The organism is Streptomyces sp. NRRL F-5755 (assembly GCF_001279365.1).
Lineage (GTDB): Bacteria > Actinomycetota > Actinomycetes > Streptomycetales > Streptomycetaceae > Streptomyces > Streptomyces rimosus.
Map to the genome: position 1 here is coordinate 15,851 of NZ_LGCW01000308.1, position 25,099 is coordinate 40,949.

27 protein-coding genes and 2 pseudogenes are annotated in these 25,099 nt (G+C 72.2%); 12 read left to right on the top strand and 17 right to left on the bottom strand.

The window, feature by feature from the left end; genetic code table 11:
• The first annotated feature begins 138 nt into the window (after positions 1 to 138).
• Positions 139 to 471 (top strand): DUF3140 domain-containing protein, encoded by a 333-nt coding sequence (locus ADK86_RS36005; protein ID WP_053700412.1) that lies wholly within the window; start codon positions 139 to 141, stop codon positions 469 to 471.
• Between the two features lie 16 nt (positions 472 to 487).
• On the opposite strand, the gene ADK86_RS36010 is transcribed toward ADK86_RS36005, so the two are convergent.
• Positions 488 to 1,699: a helix-turn-helix domain-containing protein gene (locus ADK86_RS36010; protein ID WP_053700413.1), complete on the bottom strand. Its 1,212-nt coding sequence runs from the start codon at positions 1,697 to 1,699 to the stop codon at positions 488 to 490.
• Positions 1,700 to 2,056: 357 nt separating this feature from the next.
• Here ADK86_RS36010 and ADK86_RS36015 point away from each other — a divergent pair, with 357 nt between their 5' ends.
• From ADK86_RS36015 to ADK86_RS36025, 3 genes are all read left to right on the top strand, one after another.
• A complete protein-coding gene (locus ADK86_RS36015) occupies positions 2,057 to 3,055 on the top strand; it encodes an esterase/lipase family protein (RefSeq protein WP_053700414.1) in 999 nt (332 codons plus the stop codon).
• An 80-nt stretch (positions 3,056 to 3,135) separates the two neighbouring features.
• Positions 3,136 to 3,849: a ribonuclease H family protein gene (locus ADK86_RS36020; RefSeq protein ID WP_053700415.1), complete on the top strand. Its 714-nt coding sequence runs from the start codon at positions 3,136 to 3,138 to the stop codon at positions 3,847 to 3,849.
• A gap of 475 nt (positions 3,850 to 4,324) precedes the next feature.
• Positions 4,325 to 5,677, top strand: a complete 1,353-nt coding sequence (locus ADK86_RS36025; protein ID WP_159394043.1) for a hypothetical protein — start codon at positions 4,325 to 4,327, stop codon at positions 5,675 to 5,677.
• Here the strand turns inward: ADK86_RS36025 and ADK86_RS36030 are convergent.
• Complete coding sequence (locus tag ADK86_RS36030; RefSeq protein WP_063789173.1) at positions 5,653 to 6,255, bottom strand: helix-turn-helix domain-containing protein; 603 nt, start codon at positions 6,253 to 6,255, stop codon at positions 5,653 to 5,655. The two genes, ADK86_RS36025 and ADK86_RS36030, sit on opposite strands and share 25 nt — an antisense overlap.
• Before the next feature lie 772 nt (positions 6,256 to 7,027).
• The gene (locus ADK86_RS36035; RefSeq protein WP_234346272.1) at positions 7,028 to 7,408 is read right to left on the bottom strand and encodes a hypothetical protein; all 381 of its coding nucleotides are present in this window, start codon (positions 7,406 to 7,408) and stop codon (positions 7,028 to 7,030) included.
• A 161-nt stretch (positions 7,409 to 7,569) separates the two neighbouring features.
• On the opposite strand from ADK86_RS36035, the gene ADK86_RS36040 reads away from it, so the two are divergent.
• Positions 7,570 to 7,986, top strand: coding sequence for an SRPBCC family protein (locus ADK86_RS36040; RefSeq protein ID WP_053700417.1), 417 nt, complete (start codon positions 7,570 to 7,572; stop codon positions 7,984 to 7,986).
• Positions 7,987 to 8,142: 156 nt separating this feature from the next.
• Here the strand turns inward: ADK86_RS36040 and ADK86_RS36045 are convergent, their stop codons facing one another.
• The 8 genes and pseudogenes from ADK86_RS36045 to ADK86_RS36080 form a co-directional block, all read right to left on the bottom strand.
• Positions 8,143 to 8,817, bottom strand: coding sequence for a hypothetical protein (locus tag ADK86_RS36045; protein ID WP_053700418.1), 675 nt, complete (start codon positions 8,815 to 8,817; stop codon positions 8,143 to 8,145).
• A 194-nt stretch (positions 8,818 to 9,011) separates the two neighbouring features.
• Positions 9,012 to 9,794: a hypothetical protein gene (locus tag ADK86_RS45065; RefSeq protein ID WP_267888831.1), complete on the bottom strand. Its 783-nt coding sequence runs from the start codon at positions 9,792 to 9,794 to the stop codon at positions 9,012 to 9,014.
• Positions 9,779 to 10,201 (bottom strand): annotated as a pseudogene (locus ADK86_RS45845) (hypothetical protein); the annotation flags it as partial. The gene ADK86_RS45065 and the pseudogene ADK86_RS45845, both read right to left, overlap by 16 nt.
• Positions 10,198 to 10,602: pseudogene (locus tag ADK86_RS36060) on the bottom strand (Asd/ArgC dimerization domain-containing protein); the annotation flags it as partial. The pseudogenes ADK86_RS36060 and ADK86_RS45845, both read right to left, overlap by 4 nt.
• Positions 10,603 to 10,630: 28 nt before the next feature.
• The gene (locus ADK86_RS36065; protein WP_053700421.1) at positions 10,631 to 11,395 is read right to left on the bottom strand and encodes a hypothetical protein; all 765 of its coding nucleotides are present in this window, start codon (positions 11,393 to 11,395) and stop codon (positions 10,631 to 10,633) included.
• 12 nt (positions 11,396 to 11,407) lie between these two features.
• Entirely contained in the window at positions 11,408 to 12,136 is a 729-nt protein-coding gene (locus tag ADK86_RS36070; protein ID WP_234346273.1) for a hypothetical protein, read from the bottom strand.
• Positions 12,137 to 12,157: 21 nt separating this feature from the next.
• Positions 12,158 to 13,240 carry a hypothetical protein gene (locus ADK86_RS36075; protein WP_053700423.1) on the bottom strand — a complete coding sequence of 361 codons (1,083 nt, stop codon included), beginning with the start codon at positions 13,238 to 13,240 and terminating at the stop codon, positions 12,158 to 12,160.
• Entirely contained in the window at positions 13,227 to 14,357 is a 1,131-nt protein-coding gene (locus ADK86_RS36080; RefSeq protein ID WP_053700424.1) for a hypothetical protein, read from the bottom strand. Before ADK86_RS36080 ends, ADK86_RS36075 begins: the two co-directional genes overlap by 14 nt.
• Positions 14,358 to 14,606: 249 nt before the next feature.
• Between ADK86_RS36080 and ADK86_RS36085 the strand changes: the two genes are divergently transcribed.
• Complete coding sequence (locus ADK86_RS36085; RefSeq protein WP_053700425.1) at positions 14,607 to 14,993, top strand: VOC family protein; 387 nt, start codon at positions 14,607 to 14,609, stop codon at positions 14,991 to 14,993.
• A 111-nt stretch (positions 14,994 to 15,104) separates the two neighbouring features.
• Here ADK86_RS36085 and ADK86_RS36090 read toward each other — a convergent pair whose 3' ends face one another.
• Entirely contained in the window at positions 15,105 to 15,278 is a 174-nt protein-coding gene (locus ADK86_RS36090) for a CsbD family protein (RefSeq protein ID WP_053700426.1), read from the bottom strand.
• 202 nt (positions 15,279 to 15,480) lie between these two features.
• Between ADK86_RS36090 and ADK86_RS36095 the strand changes: the two genes are divergently transcribed.
• The 5 genes from ADK86_RS36095 (at position 15,481) to ADK86_RS36115 (ending at position 20,351) form a co-directional block, all read left to right on the top strand.
• Positions 15,481 to 16,548 carry a type I phosphomannose isomerase catalytic subunit gene (locus tag ADK86_RS36095; protein ID WP_107088650.1) on the top strand — a complete coding sequence of 356 codons (1,068 nt, stop codon included), beginning with the start codon at positions 15,481 to 15,483 and terminating at the stop codon, positions 16,546 to 16,548.
• A gap of 281 nt (positions 16,549 to 16,829) precedes the next feature.
• Positions 16,830 to 17,897: a polyprenyl synthetase family protein gene (locus ADK86_RS36100; protein WP_053700428.1), complete on the top strand. Its 1,068-nt coding sequence runs from the start codon at positions 16,830 to 16,832 to the stop codon at positions 17,895 to 17,897.
• Between the two features lie 82 nt (positions 17,898 to 17,979).
• Complete coding sequence (locus tag ADK86_RS36105) at positions 17,980 to 18,879, top strand: UbiA family prenyltransferase (protein ID WP_053700429.1); 900 nt, start codon at positions 17,980 to 17,982, stop codon at positions 18,877 to 18,879.
• Positions 18,880 to 18,894: 15 nt separating this feature from the next.
• On the top strand, positions 18,895 to 19,530 hold the full coding sequence (locus ADK86_RS36110) for an ABC transporter ATP-binding protein (RefSeq protein ID WP_234346275.1): 636 nt from the start codon (positions 18,895 to 18,897) through the stop codon (positions 19,528 to 19,530).
• Positions 19,527 to 20,351, top strand: coding sequence for an ABC transporter permease (locus ADK86_RS36115; protein ID WP_063789175.1), 825 nt, complete (start codon positions 19,527 to 19,529; stop codon positions 20,349 to 20,351). The genes ADK86_RS36110 and ADK86_RS36115 overlap by 4 nt, the downstream gene beginning before the upstream one ends.
• Before the next feature lie 19 nt (positions 20,352 to 20,370).
• Here ADK86_RS36115 and shc read toward each other — a convergent pair whose 3' ends face one another.
• The 5 genes from shc to ADK86_RS36140 all read right to left on the bottom strand — a co-directional run bounded on the left by shc (position 20,371) and on the right by ADK86_RS36140 (position 24,713).
• Positions 20,371 to 22,383, bottom strand: a complete 2,013-nt coding sequence (gene shc, locus ADK86_RS36120; protein ID WP_053700430.1) for a squalene--hopene cyclase — start codon at positions 22,381 to 22,383, stop codon at positions 20,371 to 20,373.
• A gap of 101 nt (positions 22,384 to 22,484) precedes the next feature.
• The gene (locus ADK86_RS36125) at positions 22,485 to 22,856 is read right to left on the bottom strand and encodes a DUF2752 domain-containing protein (protein ID WP_053700431.1); all 372 of its coding nucleotides are present in this window, start codon (positions 22,854 to 22,856) and stop codon (positions 22,485 to 22,487) included.
• 2 nt (positions 22,857 to 22,858) lie between these two features.
• The gene (locus tag ADK86_RS36130; protein ID WP_033022992.1) at positions 22,859 to 23,260 is read right to left on the bottom strand and encodes a CD225/dispanin family protein; all 402 of its coding nucleotides are present in this window, start codon (positions 23,258 to 23,260) and stop codon (positions 22,859 to 22,861) included.
• Positions 23,261 to 23,334: 74 nt separating this feature from the next.
• Positions 23,335 to 23,799, bottom strand: coding sequence for a hypothetical protein (locus ADK86_RS36135; protein WP_053700432.1), 465 nt, complete (start codon positions 23,797 to 23,799; stop codon positions 23,335 to 23,337).
• Complete coding sequence (locus tag ADK86_RS36140) at positions 23,796 to 24,713, bottom strand: WD40 repeat domain-containing protein (RefSeq protein WP_053700433.1); 918 nt, start codon at positions 24,711 to 24,713, stop codon at positions 23,796 to 23,798. The genes ADK86_RS36135 and ADK86_RS36140 overlap by 4 nt, the downstream gene beginning before the upstream one ends.
• On the opposite strand from ADK86_RS36140, the gene ADK86_RS43545 reads away from it, so the two are divergent.
• Positions 24,706 to 24,870: a hypothetical protein gene (locus tag ADK86_RS43545; RefSeq protein ID WP_159394044.1), complete on the top strand. Its 165-nt coding sequence runs from the start codon at positions 24,706 to 24,708 to the stop codon at positions 24,868 to 24,870. The two genes, ADK86_RS36140 and ADK86_RS43545, sit on opposite strands and share 8 nt — an antisense overlap.
• The last annotated feature ends 229 nt before the right edge of the window (positions 24,871 to 25,099 follow it).

Genomic DNA, 25,099 nt, shown 5'->3' on the forward strand with positions numbered 1-25,099 from the left:
CGGCGTACGGCACCGCCCCGGCACGCGGTCGGCGTACCGGAACGGCCGATCGCCGGGTTTGTCCGGGCGGGCCGCTGGACACCCAGTCTGCGTACGTTCGAAACGATCTCCCTTCAGAACGAACTCCAGGAGGCGTCCATGACAGCGCAGGTCGGCGACGAACTGTGGGACGAGTTCCACCGGGCCGTCAACATGACCTCACGCGAGCTGCAGGAATGGCTGAGCGTCGAGGCCGCGGGCGAGAACAGCGAGGAGGTTCCCGACCGGGCCGGGCGGCCCCTCGGGCGGCAGGTCCTGGAGATCCTCGGCAAGCGCCGTACCGACCTCACCGACGACGACGCGGCGGCCATGCGACGCGTCGTCGAGATCATCGGTACCCAGCGCCCGGCCGGTACGGACGTCACGGCCGGCGGTGCGGACTGGCGCCACGGTCTGATGGACATCGGCCACGACCCCCTGAAGCCGGAGTGAGCGTCTGACCGCTTGCTCACCTCCCCAGCGCCCGCGTCCGTAACGCCAGCAGCGCCGCGAAGCGGAAGTCCGGATCGGCGAGGCGGCCGTCGAAGAGGGCGTCCAACTGGCGCAGGCGTTTGCGGGCCGTCTGGGGATGGATGCCCAGGGCCTGGGCGACCTCGGGCGCGCTGCGGCCCCAGGACATGAGCAGGGCGTCGAGTGTCTCCGCCAGCCGCGCCGCGCGGCCCGCAGGCAGTCCGTCGAGCGCGCCGAGCGCGCGGTCCGCCAGCAGGCGCCCGATGTGCGCGCCGCCCAGCAGATGCACGTCGGCCAGCCGGTCGCCGACGATCAGGAGGCCGCCGTCCGGCGCGCCCGTGTCCCGGTGGTGGTTCAGCGCCAGCCGGACGCACACCAGCGACACCCAGGCGTCGCGCGGCGCGACGGCCGGGCCGAGCGCCGCGGTGCGGCCGCGGACCGCGCTCCGTACGTCCTCGATGCCGGCCGGGCCGCCGTCCCCCGGCTCCGGAAGAACCACCACGAGGTCCGCTCCGCGCGACAGCGCCAGGACCTCCCCGCCCAGCCCCGGCACGGTGAACCGGCTGCCCGCCGCGTCCCGTACGACGAGGCAGGCGACCCTGCGGGGCAGCGGCCAGCGGGCCCGCGCGGCGAGCGCTTCGAGCGGTTCGCGGGGCGTGCCGCGCGGCTGCTCCAGCAGCGCCTGCGCCAGGACGCGCCGGCTGCGCTGCACCTCGCCCTCCGCGCGGGCCTGGGCGGCGACGAACCCCCTGACCGCCTCGTTGGACAGCGCGTTGATGTGGGTCAGCACCGCTTCGTGCAGCGGCAGGACGATCTCGGTGGGCAGCGAAGCCGTACGGGCGATCTCCGCGTAGCGGCGGCTGCCGACCCGCGCGCCGACACGGAAGGCGGCCTGGAGGCCGTCCGTGGTGCGCCCGTTGAGGAATTCCACGCGCCCCAGATGGCGGAAGTGCCGCACGTGGTGGTCCTGGGTGCTCTCCGGGGCCTCCGTCAGCTCCGCGAACTGGCGCATCGCGCGGCACACCGAGTCGACCAGGTCGCGCCCCATGGAGGAGTCGAGCGGGCGCCGGTAGGCGGGCACCTCGTCGCGGATGGCCTCGACCATGTCGGAGGCGATGGCGTCGATCCGGGGGCGCAGCAACGAGCCGAACGACGTCGGGAGTTCGTGCCAGGGGCCGCGCGCGAACGTCTCGCCAGGCGGGTTCTGCATCGCGGGCCTCCTCCGGGCCGTGGACAACGGGGCGTTCGAGCCCCCGGGCCGGGATCGTGCCCCGTTCCAGCCCCGGCGGTCCAGCCCCGTACACGCCGCGACGGCCCGCCGCCCACCTCCCGTGATCCCACCGGAAGCTCCGGCGCCTGACCCGGCAGCCCCCGAAGATGTCACCTACGTGACATATTTCTCGCCATCGGGCCCTTTTCCCTGGCGTAACGGCCCTTGCGGCGCGAGCGTGGTCCCGACGTTACGCGCCGGTAGCTTCCCGGCCCCGGTACTCGGGGGTGCCGGTCCGGCGTGTCACGTCCGTCCTTCTTGTGTCCGTACCGAACCACGGCAAGAGGAGTACACGTGATGCGCAGCAACGGGACCATGCGCACGAGACGCCGCCGGCCGCTGGCCGCGCTGACCGGCCTGCTGGTGACGGCCGGCCTGGTGCTGACCGGCACGACCACGGCGGCGAGCGCCCAGACCGCGCCCGCCCGGACCACCGCCGCACCGGCGGCCTCCGCACCGCACGCGACCACCTCCGCCACCGCCGCCGACCCCGTCGGGCCGCGGCAGGGCGACTTCCTGTCCGCCTTCCTCTACTCGGTCGCCAAGCCGACCGCCCTGCCCATCGGCGCGAACGACTGGTCGTGCAAGCCGGGCCGGGCCCATCCCCGTCCGGTCGTCCTCGTGCACGGCACGTTCGAGAACCGGTACGCCAACTGGGCCGCCCTCTCCCCCACGCTCAAGGACGCCGGCTACTGCGTCTTCGCCCTCAACTACGGAGGCACCCGGGGCCCCGTTCTCGCCACCGGCGACATCGCGAAGTCGGCCGGGCAGCTCGATACGTTCGTCGACCGGGTGCGGGCGGCGACCGGCGCGGACAAGGTCGACCTCGTCGGGTACTCGCAGGGCGGCATGATGCCGCGGTACTACATCAAGAACCTGGGCGGGGCCGCGAAGGTCGGCAGGCTCGTCGCCTTCGTCCCGACCAACCACGGCACCTCGCTCCTCGGCCTCGGCCTGCTGGCCCGGCTGATCCCCGGCGCCGATGTCGTGACCGGCGCTCTCTGCCCCGCCTGCGAGCAGCAGGTCGTAGGCTCGCGCTTCATCAAAGAGCTGAACGCCGGCGGCGAGACCGATCCGGCCGTCGACTACACCGTCATCACCACCTGGTACGACGAGGTCGTGACCCCCTACTCCTCGGCGTTCCTGGCCCCGGCCCGCAACGTCACCAACGAGACGGTCCAGAGCCACTGCCTGATCAGCCCCATCACCCACCTCAACATCACCTACGACCGGACGGCGACCCGCCTCGCCCTGAACGCGCTCGACCCGGCCCACACCCAGCGCCCCACCTGCTGACGCGGCAGGGCCCCGGCGGGCCGCGTGCGACCGCCGGGGCCCTGGTCGGGAACGGTCCGCGGTACTGGCAGTATCGAGGGATGGCAGAACTGATCACCGCCGCCTGCGACGGGGCGTCGAAAGGAAACCCCGGGCCCGCGGCCTGGGCATGGGTCATCGCGGGGGCCACGGGCGCCGTGGAGCGCTGGGAGGCCGGTCCGCTGGGCACCGCGACCAACAACGTGGCGGAACTGACCGCGCTGCGGGAGCTGTTGGCGGCCACCGATCCCGCCGTGCCGCTCCAGGTGCGGATGGACTCGCAGTACGCGATGAAGGCGGTCACCACCTGGCTGCCGGGGTGGCGCAAGAAGGGGTGGAAGACCGCGGCGGGCAAGCCGGTGGCCAACCGGGATCTGATCGTCGCGATCGACGAGCTGCTCGCCGGGCGGTCGGTGGACTTCGTGTACGTACCGGCGCACCAGGTCGACGGCGACCCGCTGAACGCGGCGGCGGACGGGGCGGCCAGCGAGACCGCCCGTACCCAGCAGGCCATTGGCAGCGCCCTGGGCTCCGCGCTGCCGGAGCCGGAGCCGCCCGCCGCCTCCTCCGGCGGGGCGGCGCGGCCGTCGCGCGCCGGCCGGGTCCCGGCGGCGCGCCAGGGCAAGGGCCGGCCGGCGTCGCGGGCGACCATCAAGGCGCGCTTCCCCGGGCAGTGCCGCTGCGGGCAGGCGTACGGGAAGGGCGAGCCGATCTCGAAGAACTCCGACGGCTGGGGCCACCCGGCGTGCGCGGCGGGTGCCGGGGCGGCCGGGTAGCGAGACGGCCGGCGCAACGGACGGCGGCGCGCCCGTGGGAGTCTTCCGCGGGGCGCCGCCGCCGGCGTTTTCCGCCGGATTCTTTTCGCAGGAGACGGCGGGGGATGAATATCCGTCGCCTTTCACGGTCGCACCATCAGATGAAATGCTTGTCCTACTTGTCGTACGAGCAACTATCAGTCTCGGCGTCAGCTGCGCTGCGGATAACTCGTCCGAGTGAAGTACCCGCCTGTTGACGTCGGCGTACTCCTCCAAGGCGGCCCGGTGATGGAATCCTTTCTTCCTGTGATCAGGGAGCTGCCATTCGGGGAGCCCCGCGACTCTGCAACTCCAGCCTCCCACCCGGCACTTGAACCGTAGCCGCGCCCCGGCGCGCCACGGGGTGCCGGCATTCCGGAGGTCGGGATTGCGGAAAGAGTGGCTGGTAGAATTGAAGTTTTCTCGGTGTACGGCACTTGTGGCCGCGGTGGGATCCTTGGCTGCCGTTCTCACGGTCGGCGCCCCGGCGGCGACGTCACAGGAACCGCCGTCGGTCGCCGCGGACTCCGCCCGCTATGCCCACGAAGGTGAGCAGCGGGCTTTCCGGGACGAGCAGCTCCCCCAGAGCGCCATGCCCGGCGACAGGTCGAAAGGGGTCATCACACCCATCGGCCACCAGGGCTTCCGCCTCAGCTACGACGGCTCCGCCCTCGGCCGCGTCAACGCGCTCGAACGGCGCTTCCGCGCACTGCGGCCGGTGTCCCTCACGTCCTGGCTGAACACCCGCGCCTACCCGGCGCCCCACCTCTCGCGCTGCCCCACCAGGGTGCCGCTGTCCGGCGCGGACGGCTTCTGCTGGCAGCGCGGGTCGTCGGACGACCTGGGATGGGCATACGTTCCGCAGGGCCTGACCGGTTCGGGTGAGGCCGAGCCGCGCTCCGGGCTCTGGCAGGGGCGCAGCATCGTCGCCGCGAGCTGGGCGTCCAGCTACAGCCACCCGAGCGCCCCGCGCAGCCGGAACAACCGCCCCTGGCGCGGCGCCAAGCAGGTCGACCACTTCATGAAGGTGTCGTTCACGGACGTCACCGACCGGGGCCGGGCGCGCTACCGCAGCGCCCTGCTCGTCGCCCCGCAGCGCAACGGTTTCGCCGCGCTGAAGGGACACGGCGACACCCTCTCCTGGTACGGCCCCCACCTGTTCCTCTACAGCAACGAGCGGCTGCGCGTCTTCGACGTGCGCCACCTGTGGGCCACCACCGCGTCCTCGGGGCGTGTGGGCGTGCACCGCGGTGCGGTGAGCGCCAACTGGCAGCAGGCCGCGCTGCCGCAGGTCGGCGAGTACTCCTTCATCGGCCGCCGCGGATGCGGCAGTGGTTCGGGAGAGACGCCGTGCTTCAGCGGCGCCTCCATCGACCACGGCTCGGCGATGTCGCCGTCGCTGGTGACCGTCGAGACCAGCAGGCCCACCTCCCGGGTGGTGCGGTGGCCGCTCAGCCCGACCAGCCACCTGCTGCGCTCCGACAGCCGCGGCCTGGTGCGGGCCACGGCCGGGTACCGTGTGCCGCTGGCGGGTCCGCAGGGTGTCGTGCAGCTGGAGGACCAGTTCTACTTCAGCGCCATGTGCCCGGACGCGCGCCGGCGCTTCGGTGAGCCGTACTGCCTCTACCGCGGCAGCAACAACGGCCCGGTCCGCGTGTGGAGCCGCACTCCGGCGGCCGCCGAGAACCTCTTCTACTGGCCCGCCACCGAGCGGCTCTGGGTCTCCAACGAGTCCCCGTACCGCAAGTACGTACGCCCGCACCCCGAGCTGAACGGGCGCGTCGTCTACAACGTGTCCCTGGAGGACTGACGCACGACCGCGCTGTCCGCCCGGCCGGGCCCCATGACGGCCGGGCGGACCTCTCCCGGTGTGCGGCCGAAGCGGTCGCGGAAGACCCGGGTGAAGTGCGGCTGGCCGGCGAAGCCCCAGCGGTGGGCGATGTCCGCGACGGTCAGCCGGGCGGACGCGGGGTCGGCCAGGTCCTGCCGGGCCCGCTCCAGGCGGCGTTCCAGGATGTAGCGGGACGGGCTCGGTCCGGCCCGCCGGAAGTCGCGGCTGAGCCGGCGCGTGGAGATGCCGAGCGCGTGCGCGACGTGCTCGGGACCCAGGCGGGGGTCGGCCAGATGCCGGTCGATGTGTTCCTTGGCGAGCAGCAGCCGGGTGCCGGGTTCCCCGCCGCCACGGCCGCCGTCGCCGCGGAGTACGGCCAGGGAGCGCAGAAGCTCCAGTACGGTGCGCTCGGCCGCCGCGTCACCGGTGCCCGACCGTCCGAACCGGTCGGCCAGTACGGTCTCCAGGCAGCGCAGCAGCGGCGCCTCGTCCGTCGCCCCGCGGCCGAAGACCAGCGGCGCGGGCACCCCGCCGGGCAGGCACCGCTCGGCGAACACCTCGCGAAGCAGCCGCCGCCATGGAAGAACACCGCCTGGCCGGACACCAGCAGGGTGGCGAAGACCGAGTCCTTGGGGGCCGCACGGCAGGTCCGGGGGCTGCGTTCGCTGACGTGCTCGTTGCCGGCGATGTCGGTCGGCCGCAGGCTGCCGAGGCCGGTGTTGGTCTGCGTGGCCGGCAGCCCGTCCTCGGAGTACGGGGAGCAGGTCAGGCCGGCCAGGGTCCGCCGGGTGTAGTCCTCCCACAGGTCCACGCGGTCCGCGGGGGCGACCGACCGGGCCGAGATCCGGGAGAAGGCGGCGGGACGTCCGGGCACCTCCGCCTCCTTGCTTCGGGCGTGGGTCCGGTGCAGCCTGCTCCGCGGCGTCGCGCCCGAACACGGCTCCGGGCGGGCGGCCGGAGCCGGACCCCGGAGCCGCCAGGATCTTGATGTCCGTCCCGGCCCCCTCCAGCAGCGCCGCGTATCCCCGCTCGACGACGGCCTCCAGCGGAACGACCGAGGTGACCACCGGTGTGCGGGCCGGGGACGGGGACGGCGCGCTCGGTGACGCGGACGTCCCGTGGGCCGTACCAGACCGCTGCTTTCATACGGGCCTCCCCGTCGGCCGGGCGCGGGCTCAGCGGAACAGTCCGTCGACGTAGTCGGCGCCGATACCGACCCGCTCGTAGTGGGCGCGGCACATCTCGATGTAGTCGTGCACGTCGAAGTAGCCGGTGGGCTCGCCGTGCTCGTCGAGCCAGATGAGCGGCCCCTTGACGGGAACAGGATCTTCATCGGCTCATCGCTCTCGTACGCGACCAGGGTGTGGACGCGAACACCTCGTACGGGTGGTAGTGCCGGTTGACCAGCCCGGCTTCCTTGGCGCGCAGGACGTCGGACCAGGAGTTGTCCTTGACGTTGGTCCACAGCGGGCGTGAGCCCACGGTCTCGGTGAACGGCGCGTAGTAGCGGTCGTCGTCGGTGGCCGCGCCCGGGATGTGGACCTCGGGCAGGGCGTCGGGCTTGAAGGAGTTCTCGATGGGCCCGAGGTTCTTCCAGAACTCGTCGGCTGCCTGCTCGGGCAGGGCGTACTCCGTATGCGCTCGTCCGGTTCCGTCGGATGGGTGGCCGGAAGTCAACCGCGCACCGGGCCGCCCTGTCTTGCCCGGCACGGACACCGCTGTTGCCTGATACGGCCGTCCCACCGGGCGCGGTGCGGCTGAAGGGCGGACCCGGTCACAGCGAACGGGTGGTTGTGGGCCTTGCGGCGCCGTCTGCGGGCAGACGGTCACGGAGGGGGACCGGTACGGCTGATGACGAGGATGGGTCAGGCATGAGCGAATACGAGCGTTCCCGTACGATGCCCGCGCTGCCCGAGCACGTATTCGACCAGGCGAGCAATGTGGGGCAGCTCGACAGCTGGCTGCCGCAGGAGCTGCACGTCCGCGCGGAGGAGCTGCCAGCGGTGACCGTGCACGAGGACCGTACGGGTGAGGACGCGCCCGCCCTGTTCCGCGCCGAGCGGGACCAGATGCGGCTGGAGTGGGGCACCCGGGAGACCGGCGGCTACGCCGGCTGGCTCCAGGTGTCCGGCATCGGCAGCGGCGCCAGCGAGGTGACGGTGCACCTGTCCTTCTTCGAGGACCAGCACGACCCCGGCGAGAAGGCCGTCAACGCCGAGCTGGACCGCAGCCTGGAGCGCCTGGCGGAGCAGGTGCGGCTGCGGGTCGACGTCGGGGGCAGCGGCTGACCGGGCCGGCCGGAGCACGCGTACGGCACCGCGCCCGGCCGTGGACGCGGTGCCGCGAGCAGCTCCTGCGCCGCTCGGCCCTTGCGTCGGCAGGTCACGCTCGGGCCGGGGAGGCAGCGCTCAAGGAGCCGGAAGGCAGTGCCTTCCGGCGGAGGGTCAGCGCTTGCGCTGGAAGGTCTTGCCCTGGTGCGTGTCGGCTGAGCACGACGCCTTCTCGGCCGCCGTCATCTTCCGCGTCTTGACGACCACCGCGTTGCTGACGCCGTCCGTACCATTGGGGGCCGGGCCGGTGACGGTGTCCGGCACGAACCAGTAGTAGTGCCCCCACTTGGGGCTGTCGTAGTGCGTCTGCCAGGTGCCCGAGACGGTCTGCATCACCTGGGCGCGGGAGATCCAGCCCACCTCGCCGGGCTGCACGGTCATGTCCAGCGAGCTGTTCTCGGTGTGCGAGCTGGACCAGGTGTGGCTGTACTGCGCCGTGACGCTCAGGTCGATGATGCCCGCGAGCTTGCCGCCGGCGGTGACGGAGACGCCCGCCGTGTCGGTGGACCCCACCGTGTCCGACCAGCCCATCGACTGGGTGGCGGGCGATGTGGTGCAGTTGTACAGCGAGTTGGACACCTGCCGGAAGTTGCCCAGGTACGCCTTCCCGAGCACCGGCTCGTTGAAGCTGCACTTGCCCTCGCCGGACGCGCAGTCGGCTATCAGCTGCTTGCGGTCCGGGCCGTCGGCCGCCGCTGCGGGCACGGTCATCGCCGCGGCCAGGCCCGCGGCCGTCGCCGCGAGCACCAGAGCGCGTCCTCCGTGCCGCACGGTGCGGTTCTTCGTCATGTTCCGATTCCTGCCTCTCGCCTTGCCTCGTGGATGCGGCCAGGCCGTTGAATTCTCAACCTGCCTGTGGTAACCGCCTGTTGCGTGAGAGGCTGATGCAAAAGGTGATCCAATTACACCAAGATTTGGTCAAGTTGTAGATGTTCGTTACAGGCATCCCTACCGACATCCGGTCTGCGGCCCGCCGGCGGCCTTCACGACGGACGCCGGCTCTCCGAGCGGGCCGGGCCGACCAGGACGTCGCTGTGCGGGGAGCGGGCCTTGGCCGGTGGGCGGACGGCCGGTCCGGAGGCGGCATCGGGGTCCGGGTACAGCAGCGCGTGGCGCCTGCGGGCTTCGGCCGCGGCCTCGGGGCGCGGCACCGCCGTGTGCTCCGTCCTGCCGTCCGGCCACAGCGTGGTGACCAGGCACAGGCCGTCGAGACAGCGCGCGTCCCGCAAGTGCCGGGCCACGCCCCGCACTCCGGTCGGCACCGTCAGACACGCCCCGCCCGCGGTGTCGAACTCCGCGACGGCCAGCCCCTCGGCCCCCAGTCGTGCGCCCACCGCCCGGCGTTCACGCCCGGACCCGAAGCACCACACGTCGCTGTTGCGGTGTACGACGACCGCGGCCGCCTCCGGCCCCGTACCCACGGCGGTCCCGTCGTCCGGAGCCTCGCACCAGGGAAAGGGACGGCACAGCAGCCGCACTCCCGCGCGCTCCGCCCAGTCCACGGCACCCTCGTGGACGACCTTGGCCCCGTGCCGGGACATCCGGCGTGCTCCCTCGTAACTGATGCGGGCCAGGGTGCGGGCCTCCGGGACCAGATAGGGGTCGGCGGTGCACACTCCGGGCACGTCGGAGAAGAGTTCGCAGGTGTCGGCGCCCAGTGCGGCAGCCGTCGCCACTGCCGAGAGGTCCGAGCTGTTACGGCCCAGCATGACGGTCCGTCCGCCCGCGTCGACGGCCTGCCCCCGGGGACGACCGCGACCGGACAGTCGGCCAGGGCCCCGGCCAGCGCCCCGGGGACGGCCGAGACGAGTTTCGCCCGGTCGCCCGGCCCCTCGGCGAGGAGCCCGGTGTCCGCCGCCTGGAGGGGGCGGGCTGTCACGCCCTCGGCGTCGAGCGCGGCGGCCAGCAGGGCGACGCTCGCCGTCTCACCGGTGGTCAGCAGCATGGCGGCGGCGTCCGCCGGCGGGTCCTCGGCCAGGTGGTCCAGGGCCTGCTGGAGCCTGCCCGTCGTCCCGGACATCGCACTCGCCACCACGACCAGCGGGCGCCGGTCCCTGGCGACGCGACGCGCCGCGTACCGGGCGACCCGGTGGTAGCCGTCGAGGTCGGCGAAGGCCGAGCCGCCGAACTTCAGCACCACCGGACGCCCGTCGGGCAAGCGGCGGGCCGTCATCCGAGCCACCCGTTCTTCAGGGCGAGTTCCACGATCTGCAGCGCGTTGAGCGCCGCCCCCACCCACAGATTGTCGGCGACCACCCAGAGCGCCACCGACCGGTCGTCCTCCGGCTCGACGCGTATCCGCCCGACATGGACCAGGGCACGGTCCTGCGGCCGCGCGAAGACGGTACGGGGCATGGGGTACGCGGGGCTCTGCGACCAGCCGTAGACCCGTAACCCGGGGGTCGCGGCCAGGGCGGCCCCGACGGCCCCGGCCGTGACCGGCTCCCGCAGCCGGACGTGCACGGCCTCGGAGTGGCAGTCGAAGACCGGCACCCGTACCGCGGTGGCGCTCACCCGCAGGTCCGGCAGGCCGAGGATCTTGCGCGGCTCGCGGACGAGCTTGCGCTCCTCGTGCGTGAGCCCGGTGTCGTCCGGGTGGGGCTCAGCACCGCGCCGAGAACAGCGGCACCCCGAGGGCCGTGAGGATCGAGTGCGCCCCTGCCTCCGTGGGCACGTGCAGCAGGCACAGCACCCGGTCGCCCGGCTCGGTGTGCTCGGCGAAGTACCGGTTGGTGTCGGGCACATGGCTCAGCGGCCGCTCCAGGTACAGGTCGAGCGGGCGGCCGATGCCGGGGATGACCCCGCGGACCGGGTCGAAGGGCGCTCCGGGCGCGAGTGCCGCGGCGACCTCCGCCGCCAGCGCCACCTGGCTGTCGTCCTTGCCGGTGAGGTCCGGATACATCGAGATGTCCGGATGGCCGCTGAACGCCGACATCGCGCGGTGCACGGGGTTGTACGTCTTGAGCGCGATCACCTCGGGGAACGGGCGCCCCTCGGCGAGCAGCCGGGCGAAGTGCGCCGCCCAGCTCTCCTTGAAGACCACCCCGTTGCGGTACGCGTCGCCCACGAACTGGATCATGATGTGCAGGCAGGTGCGCCCCGACGGCAGCTCCGCCCACCGCGAGGTGAGCAGCGCCACGACCCGGTCACGCTCGCGGTCCACCCCGACGACGACGTGGTCGGCCTTGGTCAGCATGTCGCGGCGGAGCGTGAAGAGCTGGCGGATGCGCAGCCCGGGCATGGCGAGGACCAGGCCGTCCACGATCCGCTTCTCGGTCTCGGTCGGCAGGTCCCGGCCGGGCGGCAGGGTCAGGATCTCGACGCCCCGCCGCCCGTCCGGCCGTGCGGCACGCCCGTTGTCAGCCACCGCCGTCCCCGCTCAGACGTCGGCCGCGGTGGGCAGCGGGATCTGGGCGTCGCTCTTGCCGATCACGGTGAGCTGGTGCAGCTCCACGAAGTACAGCTTCCACAGCCAGTAGATGTGGTCGAGGTGTTCGGTGACCCGCTGCTCGTCGGCCTCCGATGTGATCAGCGTGGACAGCACCCGCCACACGAAGTCGTCGTGGTCGTCGTCGAGGTCGGTGTTGACATGGGCGCGGGCGCCCTTGACGTTCTCCTCGCCGAGGACATTGCCCAGGTTGTCCAGCCATTCGGGCTGGGTGCGGGTGGTGACGTACTCCACGAAGTAGACGCTGGTGATCAGCGCCAGCGGGCTGTCGTCGAACTCCATGCCGTACTGGAGGTATCCGGTGAGCAGCTTGGTGGAGAGCATCGGCTCGGTGGAGTAGATCTGGTCCTTGGTGACCCCGACCTTGGCGAGGTCGGCCGCGAACAGCCGGTCGTGCAGCATCTCGTCGTCGGTGTAGTGCGCCCACGCCTTGGCCTGCACCGGGTCCGTCTTGGTGAAGTACTTGATGGCCAGCGCGTCCACGGTCCGCTTGCGGCGCAGCCGCAGGATCGTCTCGATGTTGTGGCGCTTGTAGTAGTCGAGGTTCAGCTCGGCGGCGTTCTTCTGGTGCTGGGCGTACGGGACCGTCTCGTAGAAGTCCTTGATGAAGGTGTCGAGGAGCGCGTCGACCTTCTTGCGCAGTCCGGGGTTGGTCGTCATGGCGTGCATTCCTCCTTGGGGTCAGTGGCAGCCGCAGCCGGCGCTGGAGACGCGCTGCATCCGGCCGCGGCGTACCGCCTTGCGGGCGCCGAGCACGGCGGTTCCGTCCGAGGTCAGCAGCGAGCTGCGGGGGCAGAGGAAGGCCAGGGCGAAGCGCGTCGCCGGAGTGACGCCCAGTCCGAGGTTGACGACGCCACCGGTCGCGCCGTACACCTCGTTGGGGCCGCAGTTCGCCGGGATGACCTCCGTGGTGGTGTTGATCCCGAAGCCGAGTTCCCAGATGACGCGGTAGCGCGGGTCGTCGGTGAGGAGCTTGTCCAGCTCCGCGGCGGCCGGTGCGGCCGCCGCCGTCTGCGGGGTGACGCCTTCGATGCTGCCGGCGGTGATGTGCAGGGTCACGGCGTTGGCGACGAGCGGCGAGAGCGCTTCGAACAGCCGCTGCTGGCCGGGGCCGTCGGCCGGGTCCTCGTGACGGTGGACGATGGGCCGGCCGCGCAGGGTCAGGTTCCCGTTGAGGCCGAGCAGCCGGGCGTCCGGCGCGAAGGTGGTGATCTCCGCGGCGGTGACGCTGAGCTTTCCCGGCGGGAAGATCTGCTGGTCGCCCGCTTCCATGACGCCGGCCTGCTGGTTCCAGACGCAGTCGCCGAGCTCGTGGTCGAACTCGGCCTCGGTGCCGGAGGCGTCGTCGACGATCGTCAGGCGGCGGCTCTCCCCCACCCGGTCGAAGAACTCCTCGGCCACCCGCGCGTGTTGGTCCGCGTCGGTACGGGCGGCGGTGCGCAGGAAGTAGCTGATGTGTTCGCCGGTCAGCGGCGTGGATCCGGCCGGCAGCACGGCCAGCTTGCGCCCGCCCAGTTCCCGTTCGGCCGGCGAGTCGAGGAACCGCCCGGGGCAGACCGCCAGCACGTGCGCGTCCGCGGGGACGCTGCGCTCGATGACCTCGCCCAGGCGCGCGCCGGGCGGGAGCGTCAGGCGCAGTACGCGGGAGCATCCGTCACCGGGAAGCAGGGAAAGCGGCTCGGCGTACTGTTCACTCGTGATCAGGCAGAACGTCTCGGCCGGCTCGCCGAACTGGCCGAGGTCGCTTGTTTTATTTCCTTGCATTCACCCCGCCGGGCCGTGCGATGGTGCTCCGCCAGGAGACGGAGACGACCCGCTCGGCGGTGGGGTGGTCCAGGCGGCCGAGCACCGCGACTCCCTTGCTGGTCAGCACGCGGGTGCCGGGCACGATGATGTCCAGGTGGTACTGGGTGTACGGGGTGAGGCCGAGCCCGTAGTGCAGGCAGCCCTCGGTGCCGCCGTACACCTCGTTCATGGCGTGGTTGCCGGGCAGGATGTCGTGCGAGACGTTGAGGGCGTGGCCGATCTCCCACACGATCCGGTAGCGGGAGTCCACGGCGAACATCTGCTCCAGCATCGCCACCGCCGGCGCCGCTCCGGCGTCCAGCGCCTCCAGGCTCGTGATCCTGCCGTCCTCGACGACGGCCTTGATCGCGTTGTCGCGCATCGTCCAGAGCCGGGAGTGGATGCGCGCCTGGTCGGCCCGGGAGAAGGACGGCGTGCCGCTGTGCAGGATCGGGTACCCGCGCAGCGTGATCTCGCCCTCCAGCGGCAGTTTCAGTGCCTCGTCGAACTCCCTGATCTCGACCGGCAGCACGCTGACCTCGCCGGACGGCACGATCTGCTGGTCGCCCCAGTCCAGCGGCCCGGCCTGCTGGTTCCACACCAGGCCGTCGCGCAGGTGGTCGAGGGTGGCGCGGGTGCCGTGCGCCGGGTCCGCGTAGACCAGGTGCTCGCAGTCCTCGGCCAGTTCGAAGAACGTGTCGCAGAACGCCGCCTGGCCGGCCGCCGAGGTCCGCTCCATCACACCGAGGAAGTGCCGGATCTCGTCGAGGCCGGTGGGCGTCGAGTTGCACGCCATGCCCATGATCTTCCGCTGCCCCACCAGATCGGGGGCCGGCGATTCGAAGAACCTGTAGGGCGATATCACCAGTACGTTCGCGGGTTCCGGGATCTTCTTGTCGAGGATTTCGGTGAAGTCGTCCCCCCGGTCCATCGTGATGGTGAGGAATTCCCGGTAGGGAGCCGTCCGGGCGACGTCGAACCGGTCGACCAGCTCGGAATTCGTGACCAGGCAGAAGCTGCTTCCGGTGGCTTCACCGAACCGGCTGAACCGGCCGGGATCAATGGATATCTGTGCGGACACGATCACTCCCGTCATGGCCTCTGCGTATTTCCTCGACGTGGTCATCACTTTGGCCGACCGCGGAGTCGCTCCGCTATAGGACATTGGTCCCTGCACCCGTGTTCCGTTCGGTCGGCGCCGCGCGGCCTCCCGAGGGCCGCCGCACGGGCGGGACTTCGGAAGCAGGCCCAACGACCGATCGCGGGTCCGCCGCTTCCGCCGCTACTGTCCGGAAAGAACCGCTGACCGAGCAGCGGTCGTCACGACCACAGGGAGAACATCCGCATGCGCGTCATCGCCTTCGATCACCTGGTCCTCAACGTCGCGGACGCCGAGCGCGCCCTCGGCTTCTACTGCGGTCCGCTGGGGCTGGAACCGGTACGCGTCGAGGAGTGGCGCGCCGGGAAGGTGCCGTTCCCCTCGGTACGGGTCAGCCCGACCACGATCATCGACCTCCTCGAAGGCGACCGGGGCGAGTCCAACGTCGACCACATCTGTCTGGTCGTGGAGCCGCTGGACTGGCAGGAGGTGATCGATTCCGGTGTCCTCACGGTGGTCGACGGACCCGGGCAGCGGTTCGGCGCCCGGGGCGACGCGCAGTCCGTCTACGTACGGGACCCGGACGGCAACACGGTCGAACTGCGGTGGTATCCGCAGGACAAGGAGGCGTAAGGGCGCCGGCCTACCGGCGCCCGGCCATACGCAATGCGGGCGGTGGCCCGGCGGGAAATGTCGCCGGGCCACCGCCCGCATTGTGCGGCGCGCGAGCGCGTCACACAGGCGTCACCGCTTGAACGCGTCCTTCGCCTTTTCGCCGGCCTCGCGCATATCACCCTTGGCGCGTTCCGCGCGGCCTTCCGCCGTCATCCGCTCGTTGCCGACCGCACGGCCGACGGTTTCCTTCACGGCGCCCTTGGCGCGCTCGGCCTTGCTGGAAGCCTTCTTGTCGGCAGTCATGGTCGCGCTCCTTTTCGGTCGAGCCGTTTCCTTGACAGTGCATCGCGTGCCCGTGCGCCGGGACCGTAAACAGGCGGATCCGGTTCGGATTCCGTACGGGGTTCCGTACCGCTTGCTCACGGGCTCGTCGCGGCCGTGTGCGGGGCGCGCCAGGGGCGCAGTAATGCGGCCGGTGCGGCGGGAAACCGGGTGTACTCGGACCGTGAACTGGTACCCGATGCGGCTGACCACCCCGGTCAAGCAGCATGTCTTCGGCGGCCGGGCCGTTCCCGAGCGGCTCGGCCGGACCGGGCTGCCGGACGGGCCGGTCGCGGAGACGTGGGAGGTCAGCGATGTCGAGGGCGAGCACGCCCATGTCCTGAATGGGGCACTGGCCGGGCACACGCTGCGGGAGCTGGCCCTGGCCCACCCGGACGAGCTGGTCGGCCGGGGCTGGCGCGGGCCCCGGTTTCCGCTGCTGACCAAGTTCATCGACGCCCACCGGCCGCTGCCGGTCCATCTGCACCCCGACGACACGGCGGCGCGCGAGCAGGAGGGCGAGCCGAACGGCAAGACGGAGGCATGGCACATCCTGCACGCGCCGCCCGGCACCACCGCGCTCGCCGGGGTACGGCCCGGGGTGGACCACGACCGGCTGCGGCGGGCACTGCTCGCCCAGGACTTCGACGCGGTGCTGCGGCGCCTGCCGGTGCGCGCCGGTCAGACCCTGTACGTACCGGGCGGTACACCGCACAGTTTCGGGCCCGGCACCCTCGTGTACGAGATCGAGCAGACCTCCGACCTCCAGCAGCACGCGATGCGCCACCGTATGGAGGACGGGGCCCCGATCGACGACGGGCAATGGCGGGCCAACATCGAGGCGCTGCTGCGCGAGTGGCGGCCGGAGCACCGGCCGGATTTCCACCCCGGGCTGCGGCTGCCGGCGGAGGACGGCGTGGCACGGCGGATGCTGTGCGCCGGGCCGTATTTCGCGCTGGAGAACTGGCGGGTCCGGGCGCCGGGGTCCGCGGTGCCGGCGTTCGACACGTGTGTGGTGCTCAGCAACATCGGCGCCGCGGCGGAAGTGACGTGCGGGGCGGTACGGGAATCGCTCGGCCCGGCCGAGACGCTGGTGCTGCCCGCCGCCACGGTCTCCGGCGTCCGTATCCACGGCCCCGCCGATGTGCTCCTCGGCTACCTGCCCGACCTGGAGCGCGATGTCCGCGCCCCGCTGCTCGCGGCGGGCCACTCCCCCGGGGCGATCGCCGCGCTGGGCGAGGGGCTGGGGTAGCCGCGCGGCACCGCACCGGCCGGTCACCCGCATATCCGCCCAACAGATGATCTTCTGGGTGATTACGGCAAATAGGTAAAAGATTCCCGCGGGGGGAATTTGTCGCGGACTCCGGTGTACACCAACTACGCCCCCGCTCCGTGCGGACGCACGGGCCGGTGACGATCGAAGGATGGGATGCATGAACGACAGCCATATCCGGCCGCCCCGGACCCCGGCGGCCTTCCCCCTCGCCGGGCGGGCGCCCGCGCCGGTTCCCGGACCTGTGGCGCACGTTTCCGATGCGAACTGAGACGCTCCCGGTCGAGTCCGAGTTCTTCGCTCCCCGCGCGGCCATCGACGACCTGCTGTGCACCTTCCTGACGGAGCGGGCGCAGAGCGCCGCGGTGCCCGGCCAGTCGGCGCTGGTCCTCCTGCTGCGGGACTTCATCGAGGGCGGAAAACGGGTCCGGCCGCTGCTGTGCGTGGCCGGCTGGCGGGCGGCGGGCGGGGACGGGGACCCCGCGCAGGCCGTACGGCTGGCCGCCTCCATCGAGTTGGCACACGCCTGCGCCCTTGTGCACGACGACATCATGGACGCGGCCGACAGCCGTCGCGGGCGCCCCTCGGTCCACCGGATACTCGCCGACCGCCACCCCCTGCCGGAGATGGCCGAACGATTCGGCACCAGTGGCGCCATCCTGGTGGGCGACCTGGCCCTCGTCTGGTCCGACGAGCTGCTGCACACCACACAGATGCCCGACGCGCACCGCGTCGCCGTCCTGCGCGTCGTCGACCTCGCGCGGGCCGAACTGATCGCCGGCCAGCACCTGGACCTGCTGACCACCGGCGACCTCGACGTGAGCATGGAGACCGCGCTGACCGTCGTCCGCTACAAGACGGCCAAGTACACCGTCGAACGGCCCTTGCAGGTCGGGGCCGCCCTGGCCGGCGCCGACCAGCGGCTCATGGACGCCTGCAGCGCCTACGGTGTGCCGCTCGGCGAGGCGTTCCAGCTCCGGGACGACGTGCTCGGGGTGTTCGGCGACCCGGACCAGATGGGCAAGTCCCGCCTGGACGATCTGCGTGAGGGCAAGTGCACCAGCCTCATCGTCCGTGCCCTGCGGGTGGCGACGCCCGCCCAGACCGAGCGGCTGCGCGAGGTGATCGGCAACCCCCAGCTGGGCGAGCCGGAGGCCGCGGAGGTCCGCGAGATCCTCACGAGCACCGGTGCCCGGGCCGCGGTGGAGCGAATGATCGAGAAGCGGTACCAGCAGGCCCTGTACGCCCTGTACACGGCGCCCTTCACCCCTGGCGCGGTCAGCACGCTCAAGGCCGTCGCGGAAGCGGCCGTCCATCGGACGGCATGACGCGGCGGTCCCGTCCCGCCCACCGGCCGGCACCGGGGAGCGCGGGCCCGGAACCATCGTCCGACCAGTACGGAGCCGCCCCATGACGACGCCCGCGACGAGCGCCCCCGCGGCGGTGCTGCTGACCGTCTGGCGGGAGATCCGGCTGAGCTGGCTGTTCATCCGCGTCGACCGCTGGACCACCGTCTTCCCCGGCACCTGCTTCGTCGCGGCGGCGGCCGTCCACGCGCGGCTGTCCCCGCGCGAGGCCGCGGTCACCGTGGCCCTGGGGGCGGTGTACTTCTGGCTGTTCATCTACGAGCACACCCTGGCCAACCAGCTCGTCGGCGTCGAGGAGGACCGCCACAACAAGCCCTTCCGGCCGCTGGTCACCGGCGAGAGCACCATCCGGGGCGCCCGGCTGCGCCTGGTCGCCGTACGGATCGCCTTCCCCGTGTACGGCTACTGCCTGGGCGTCCTGAAGTGGGCGCTGATGTGGCAGATCCTGTCCCTGCTGCAACACGAGTACGGTTGGGGCCGTCACTGGCTGGGCAGAAACCTGTACGCCGGGATCGGCGTCATCGCCCAGCTGGCGGCCGCGTGGGAGATCGTCACCGTGCTCACACCGGACGCCTGGCGCTGGATCTGGACGCTGACGATCACGGTGACCTTCCTGATGTCCGTCCAGGACCTGCGCGACATGCACGGTGACCGCGTGGTCCGCCGCTCCACGATGCCGCTGGTCTTCGGCGAGCTGCCCACCCGGGCCTTCCTGTGCGCCGGCTTCGCCGTCGGCCCCGTCTTCATCCACTCCTTCCTGATGGCGCCCGCCGGGGCGCACTGGTGGCTCGTCGCCAGCGATGTCTTCCTGTGCGGCCTGAGCCTGGTGCTGGCGGCCCGGGTCTGGCTGCTGCGCGGCCCGGAGCACGACCAGCGCAGCTACCGCCTGGTGGAACAGTGGTACACCTTCGCCCTCGCCGCCTCCATCTACACACTCCGCTGAACGAAAGGGCCCGACGTGCCAGGTGAGGGGACCGAGCGGCAGCCGCGGCTGCGGATCAGGGGCGTGTGGAAGGCGTACGGGCGCAGACAGGTGCTGCGCGGCGCCGACCTCGACGTGCCGCCGGGGGCGCTGGTCGGTGTCGTCGGGGAGAACGGCTCGGGCAAGAGCACGCTGCTGCGCATCGCGGTGGGCGAGCTGACGCCCGACACGGGCACGGTGGCGCGCGCCGGGGCGGTCGGTTACTGCCCGCAACGCGCCGTACTGAACGACTCGTTCACCGTCCTGCAGCATCTGCGGCTGTTCCAGGTGGCCTACCGGCTGCCGACCCTGGCGCGGGCCCACGAGCTGATGGATCTGCTGGCGTTCGCCGGCAGCGAGCACCTGCGGCCCGGCGAACTGAGCGGCGGTACGCGGCAGAAGCTGAACCTGCTGCTCGCGTTGATGCACGACCCGCAGCTGCTGGTGCTCGACGAGCCGTACCAGGGCTTCGACTGGGACACCCACCAGCGTTTCTGGGCGCTGGCCGCGGGTCTGCGCGACGCGGGCCGCTCGATCGTCGTGGTCTCCCATCTGCTGCACGACCTCCACCATTTCGACGCGGTCGGTCACTTGCGGGAGGGCCGCCTCGTCGCCGAGGAGCCCGTCCGATGAACCGTCACTGGCCGGCCTTCACCGAGATGCTGCGGTGCACCCTGCTGGGCCACCTCACCAACCGTCTGGCCATGCTGCTGGCAGGCGCCTTCATCCCGCTGTGGATCGGCGCGGCGCACCTGTGCGCCTCCAGCCGGATCGTACGGTTCTCCCTCGACGCCGCGGGCGAACCGGTCGTCGCCCAGGCGAACCACGTCGGCCAGGTGACCAACGCGCTCGGCGCCGTGATGATGGTCAGCGGCTTCATGACGTTCATGGAGACGTTCAAGGCGGGCGAGATGGACCGCCGGCTGCTGCTGGCCGGCTATCCCCGTGGCCAGATGCTGCTGGCGAAGGTCACGGCCGCCGCCCTCATCGCCGGGGCCCTGGCCCTGTACACGACGACCCTGCTGTACCTGACCCTGCCCGTACAGCAGTTGGGCCCCCTCCTTACAGCCGTCTTCGGCGCGGGCCTCGCCTACGGCGGCATCGGCCTGCTCCTGGGGTCACTGGTGCGCGGAGAGCTGGAAGGTTTCTTCCTCGTCGTCATGCTCAGCCTGCTGGACAGCGGGCTGCAGAATCCGGTCATCAACGTGGTCGACGTGGACGGCCGCGCCGCCCTCCCGCTCTACGGCTCGAACCAGTCGGCGCTGACCGCGGCTTTCACCCACCTCGGCCCGCCGGGCCACGCGCTGCTGCCGCTCTCCTGGTGGGCCGCGGCCAGCGCCCTCGCCCTGCTCGTCTTCCACCTGCGTACTCGCTCCTACTACAGGCCCGGCACGGCAGCGATCCCGGTGCAGTCGGATACGGCCACGCAGTCCCTGCCCCCGGTGCCCGGCTGACGGTGCCGTGCGCCCGCCGTCATACGGGCGGCAGCGCCTGCTTCCACGCGGTTCGGGCGGCTCCCGTGTTCTGTCGCTGTGCGTAGCGCCCCAGAGCGGTGAGGGGGAAGACGAGCCGGTAGTGACCGTAGCTCAGTGCGTCGATCCCGGGGACGCCCGTGGCGGTGAACTGCGGTTCTTCCCAGGATCCGTCCTCCGTCTGCATGGTGGTCAGCCAGTTCACCCCGTCGCGGACCGCGGTACCGTCCCGCTCCCCCGCCGCCAGCAGCGCCAACAGCGCCCAGGCCGTCTGTGAAGGCGTGGACGGTCCTTTGCCGACGAGCGCGGGGTCCACGTAGGAGTGCCATGCCTCTCCCCAGCCGCCATCGGTGTTCTGTACGGACTCCAGCCATCCGACGGCGCGCCGGATGGCGGGGTGGTCCAGCGGGACACCGGCGGTGACGAGGGCAGGGACCACGGCGCCCGCCCCGTAGATGTGGTTCGACCCCCAGCGGCCGAACCACCCGCCGTTGTCCTCCTGATGGTCGAGCAACCAGCGGACACCGCGCCGGGTACAGGGATCGTCCTGCCGCCCGACGGCCGACAACATCTCCACCACGTGGGCGGTGACGTCCGGTGTGGGCGGGTCGGTACAGAATTCACCGAAGTCGAAGACGGGGAGCCTGCCGACCAGCGTGCTGGTGTTGTCGGGGTCGAAAGCACCCCATCCGCCGTCTCTGCTCTGCAGGCCGCAGGACCACCGCACGGCTCTGCTCTCCGCCGCGCCGACGCGCGCCGGGTCGGGGTGGGCGACGCGACGCAGCGCGAGGAGGACGAAGGAGGTGTCGTCGTTGTCGGGGTAGTTCTGGTTGTCGAACTCGAACGACCAGCCGCCCGGGGCGAGACCGGGCCGCCGCACGGCCCAGTCGCCGGGCCGTGTGGTCTGCCGTGCGAGCATCCAGTCCGCGGCGCTGACCAGCGCCGGGTGGCCGGCCGGCAGGCCCGCGTCGGCGAGTGCCGTGGTGGACAGGGCGGTGTCCCAGGTCGGCGACTGGACCGTTTCCACCATCCGCACGTCGTCCTCGTACCAGACCGTGCTGCTCTCGATGTAGTCGAGCGCGGCCTTGAGCACCGGGTGGGCCGGCGAGTAACCGTGCAGGTGGAGGGCGAGCACCGGGTAGACGGTCACCGGGACGAAGCCGGCCCAGTCACCGCCCGCCTCCTGACGTTCGACGAGCCAGCGGACACAGGCGTTCAACGCGGCGCGGCGCACCGGGTTGGGGGCGGCTTTGCCGTAGACGGCCAGCACCTTGTCCAAGCGCTGGAACACGCCTTCCCAGCTGCCGATCGGGGCGGCGGCCGTACGGGCGGGTGGCTCGCCGGCGGCGAACAGTTCGTCGATACCGAAGGGCGCGGGCTTCACGGGCCGGTAGGCGCGGATGACCGCCAGCGGCACGAGTACGATCCGGATGAAGGATGCGAAAGAGTAGATGTTCATGGGGGCCCAGGCCGGCAGGGCGATGATCTCAGGCGGCACCTCGGGCAGGTCGTCCCAGCTCAACCAGCCGAACACGGCGAGCCAGATGCGCGAGACCACCTGCCCTGCCGCGACACCGCCCTGCTCACGGACCCACGCCGCGGCCCGGAGCATGTGGGCCTCCTCCGGGCGGTCCCCGGCGAGCCGGAGCGCCACATACGCGTGGATCGTGGTCCCCAGGTGCCCGGGCGCGTCAGGGGCGAGGCCCCAGGTGCCGTCGGCTCTCTGCCGCGAACGGATCCAATTGCCGGCCGCGGCGGTCACGCGCTCGTCCGAGGTGCCCAGAAAAAGGCGCAGGAACAGTTCCTGGGCATCGAAGGAGACGTCGGTCTGGGTGATGCCCTTCCAATACCCTTCGGCGTGCTGCCGGGCCAGCATGCAGTCCGTGGCCCGCAGCACCGCGCGCTGCGCGGCCTCCTCCGTCGCGTCGGACGGGGGGTGGGGGAAGGCGACCGCCGCCTCCGCCGCCGAGGGTGCGCTCTTTTCCTTTGGCCCGTCGTCGGCTGTCGTCGTCATGGCCCAGGACTATCCGCGAGCGGTGAAAAGACACCTGGCCCGCGCAGGTTTCACCTGACTGCCCCACGGCGCCGCCCCAGGCGCCTCGGGCGTCCGCCCGGTCACAGGCAGTTGCGCACCACGCCCCAGGCGAGCAGCACGGCCACGGCCGTCACGCCCGCCCACACCGAGGTCAGGACCGGCGGCCGGCCCCGGACCGCGCGCAGCCAGGAGAGCAGGATCAGCGGCAGGGCGGCCACGAAGAGGGCGTTGTGGGCGAGGGCCGCGGCCACCTCGCCCTCGGTGAGGGCGCGCAGGGCCCGCAGCGTGCCGCAGCCGGGGCAGGACAGTCCGGTCAGGGCGCGGAACGGGCAACTGGGGTAGTGGCCGGGCGCTTCCGGGTCGCGCAGGGCCACCAGCGCGGTCAGGGCGGCGAACAGCACGGCGCCGGACCAGGCCGCGCCCGTCCGGCGCCGGGCGGGGTGCGGCGGCACGGTCAGTAGCCGCCTCCCCCCGCCGCGCTGGAGATGATGACGATCAGCATGACGAACAGGCCGACCCCCAGGCTGATGAACGTCCACATCTTCGCCTTCCCGGCCGCCTGCTCGGCGCCGGCGTAGTCGCCCGTGTTGAACTTCGCGTTGGCCTGGGTGGCGAAGACGATGGCGGCGATGCCGGTGGGCAGGAAGCACAGCAGGGTCACCAGGATGGCCGGGACGAGGTAGTTCTGCGGCGGCCTGGCGTACGGCTGGTAGCCGGGGACGTACCCCGGCTGGTACTGCGGCGGCGGTGGCGGTCCGGTGGGCGGCTGCTGGGACTGGCCGTCATAGGGGGTGTTGCCGGTGTAGGGAGTGTTGCCGCCCCAGTCCTCGCCGGGCGGACCTTGCGGATAGGCCATGACGGCCTCCTTCTCCAGTCGGATCGTCGGCCGTACGGGCTGCCGGTCGCCCCGGCCGTACGACGGGCGGGGGATCAGCCGGCGGGACCGGCGGTCTCGGTGCGTTCCTCGAAGCGGATCCAGGTCTGCCGCTCGTGCTGCCAGGCCCACCGGCCCGGTGCGGTGCCCGGGTCGAGCGCCAGGGCCTGCCGGTAGGCGTCGTCCGGCAGGCCGTGGGTGAAGACGAACTGGGCGCGGGTGCGGACGCATTCGAAGACCACGCCGTCGGGGGCGTCCACGGCGGGCTTGCGTCCGATCAGGCGGCGGACGAAGCCGCGCAGCCCGGTGTACGCGTCCTCACCGACCCGTTCGAACACGGCCCGCAGAAAGGGCTGGAGCGTGTGCCCGGCCAGCAGCACCAGCGCGTAGGTCTCCGGTCCGCGGCGCATCGGCGCGCGCCGGTAGGTGGCCTGGATGCCGGCCTCGCGCAGCAGGTCGTCGGTGGCGTGCACCGCGTCGAGCGGGTACGCCGCGGGCCAGAAGATCTCGATGTCGGTCATGTGGCCTCTTCGGGGCGGTCCGGCTCGGTGGGGGCGGTGGTGCCGGGGTGGATCCGTACGACGCCGTCGTCGGTCGCGGTGAGCACCGCGCCGTCCCGGCCGGTGCAGGCGACGCCCACCGGCCGCCCGGTCAGTTCGGTGCGCTGCTGCGGTGTGCCGTCGTGGTTCCAGCGGACGAGGACGCCGTCGTCGCTCGCCACCGCGAGCGCCGCGCCGTCCGGCGCGAACGCCAGCTCCCGTACGGCGCCGCCCTGGTGGACGCGGTGCAGCAGCCGCCCGCTCCAGGTCCAGGCGCGGACCCGGCCGTCGGGGCTGCCGGTGGCGAGCCGGTCGGCGCTGACGGCGAAGGCGCAGACCGGCTGCGGGTGGGGCCAGTGCACGGTGGTGCGTCCGTGCACGTCGAGCCGGCGTACGGCGCCGTCGGCGGTGCCGGCCAGCAGATGCCGGTCGCCGGGTGCGAAGGCCAGGCAGGGCGCCAGCGGCGCCGGGGCGGCCGACAGGCTGCGCACGATGCGGCCGTTCGTGTCGTGCACCAGGATGCGGTCGCCGCCCGCCGTGGCGAGCCAGCGGCCGTCGCCGCTGAAGGCCAGTGCGGTGATCTGTCCGGCGCGTCCCGGCAGCGTCTGTACGGGCACTTCCGTCTCCAGGTCCCAGACGACGGTGGTGCCGTTCTCGTGGAGGGTGGCGATGTGGCGGGGCCACGGGCTCCAGGCCAGGCGCAGGACCGGGCCGTGCTGCCGGACGGCGCACTCCGCCAGCAGTTCCGGCGGGTCGAGCCGGAAGACCCGCAGCGAGCCGTCCAGGCAGGCGGCGGCGAGCAGGTCGCGCGGGCCGATGGCGACCTGGGTGCACGGGCCGAGGCCGGGGAGCAGTCCGGGCGTACGGGGGCGGTCGGCGGAGCGCGAGGTGAACACCGGGGGTGTGTACGAGGGCGGGGCGGTGGGGGTGGCGGACGGGGCGGTGTCCGCGGGGGGTGTGGTGGGCTGCGGCAGGACGGTGTGGGCGCCCTGGGCGGCGGACGCGCCGGGTACGGGGCCGGGCGGCGGTGTGGCCGGCCGACTGCGGATGTAGCGTGCGAACTTGTCCCGTACACCGGCCGCCCAGGGCTGTTCGGAGGTCGGCTGTGGCCGGTACGGCGGGTATTACGGGGGGGGGGCCGCGGGCGGGGCGGGGGCCGCGCCCCCGCCCCCCCCCGGGCCGGGCCCCCCCCCCCCCGCCCTCACCCCCGCCGTACCGGCCACAGCCGACCTCCGAACAGCCCTGGACGGCCGGTGTACGGGACAAGTTCGCACGCTACATC

Bases quoted from the DNA above. Each gene is read 5' to 3' on its own strand.
- ADK86_RS36045 (WP_053700418.1), bottom strand. From the start codon at position 8,817: ATGACGAAGAACCGCACCGTGCGGCACGGAGGACGCGCTCTGGTGCTC.
- ADK86_RS36040 (WP_053700417.1), top strand. From the start codon at position 7,570: ATGAGCGAATACGAGCGTTCCCGTACGATGCCCGCGCTGCCCGAGCAC.
- ADK86_RS36080 (WP_053700424.1), bottom strand. From the start codon at position 14,357: ATGACGGGAGTGATCGTGTCCGCACAGATATCCATTGATCCCGGCCGG.
- ADK86_RS36115 (WP_063789175.1), top strand. From the start codon at position 19,527: ATGAACCGTCACTGGCCGGCCTTCACCGAGATGCTGCGGTGCACCCTG.
- ADK86_RS36105 (WP_053700429.1), top strand. From the start codon at position 17,980: ATGACGACGCCCGCGACGAGCGCCCCCGCGGCGGTGCTGCTGACCGTC.
- ADK86_RS36100 (WP_053700428.1), top strand. From the start codon at position 16,830: ATGCGAACTGAGACGCTCCCGGTCGAGTCCGAGTTCTTCGCTCCCCGC.
- ADK86_RS36070 (WP_234346273.1), bottom strand. From the start codon at position 12,136: ATGACGACCAACCCCGGACTGCGCAAGAAGGTCGACGCGCTCCTCGAC.
- ADK86_RS36010 (WP_053700413.1), bottom strand. From the start codon at position 1,699: ATGCAGAACCCGCCTGGCGAGACGTTCGCGCGCGGCCCCTGGCACGAA.
- ADK86_RS36075 (WP_053700423.1), bottom strand. From the start codon at position 13,240: ATGCAAGGAAATAAAACAAGCGACCTCGGCCAGTTCGGCGAGCCGGCC.
- shc (WP_053700430.1), bottom strand. From the start codon at position 22,383: ATGACGACGACAGCCGACGACGGGCCAAAGGAAAAGAGCGCACCCTCG.
- ADK86_RS36135 (WP_053700432.1), bottom strand. From the start codon at position 23,799: ATGACCGACATCGAGATCTTCTGGCCCGCGGCGTACCCGCTCGACGCG.
- ADK86_RS36090 (WP_053700426.1), bottom strand. From the start codon at position 15,278: ATGACTGCCGACAAGAAGGCTTCCAGCAAGGCCGAGCGCGCCAAGGGC.
- ADK86_RS36130 (WP_033022992.1), bottom strand. From the start codon at position 23,260: ATGGCCTATCCGCAAGGTCCGCCCGGCGAGGACTGGGGCGGCAACACT.
- ADK86_RS36020 (WP_053700415.1), top strand. From the start codon at position 3,136: ATGGCAGAACTGATCACCGCCGCCTGCGACGGGGCGTCGAAAGGAAAC.
- ADK86_RS36085 (WP_053700425.1), top strand. From the start codon at position 14,607: ATGCGCGTCATCGCCTTCGATCACCTGGTCCTCAACGTCGCGGACGCC.
- ADK86_RS36015 (WP_053700414.1), top strand. From the start codon at position 2,057: ATGCGCAGCAACGGGACCATGCGCACGAGACGCCGCCGGCCGCTGGCC.
- ADK86_RS36005 (WP_053700412.1), top strand. From the start codon at position 139: ATGACAGCGCAGGTCGGCGACGAACTGTGGGACGAGTTCCACCGGGCC.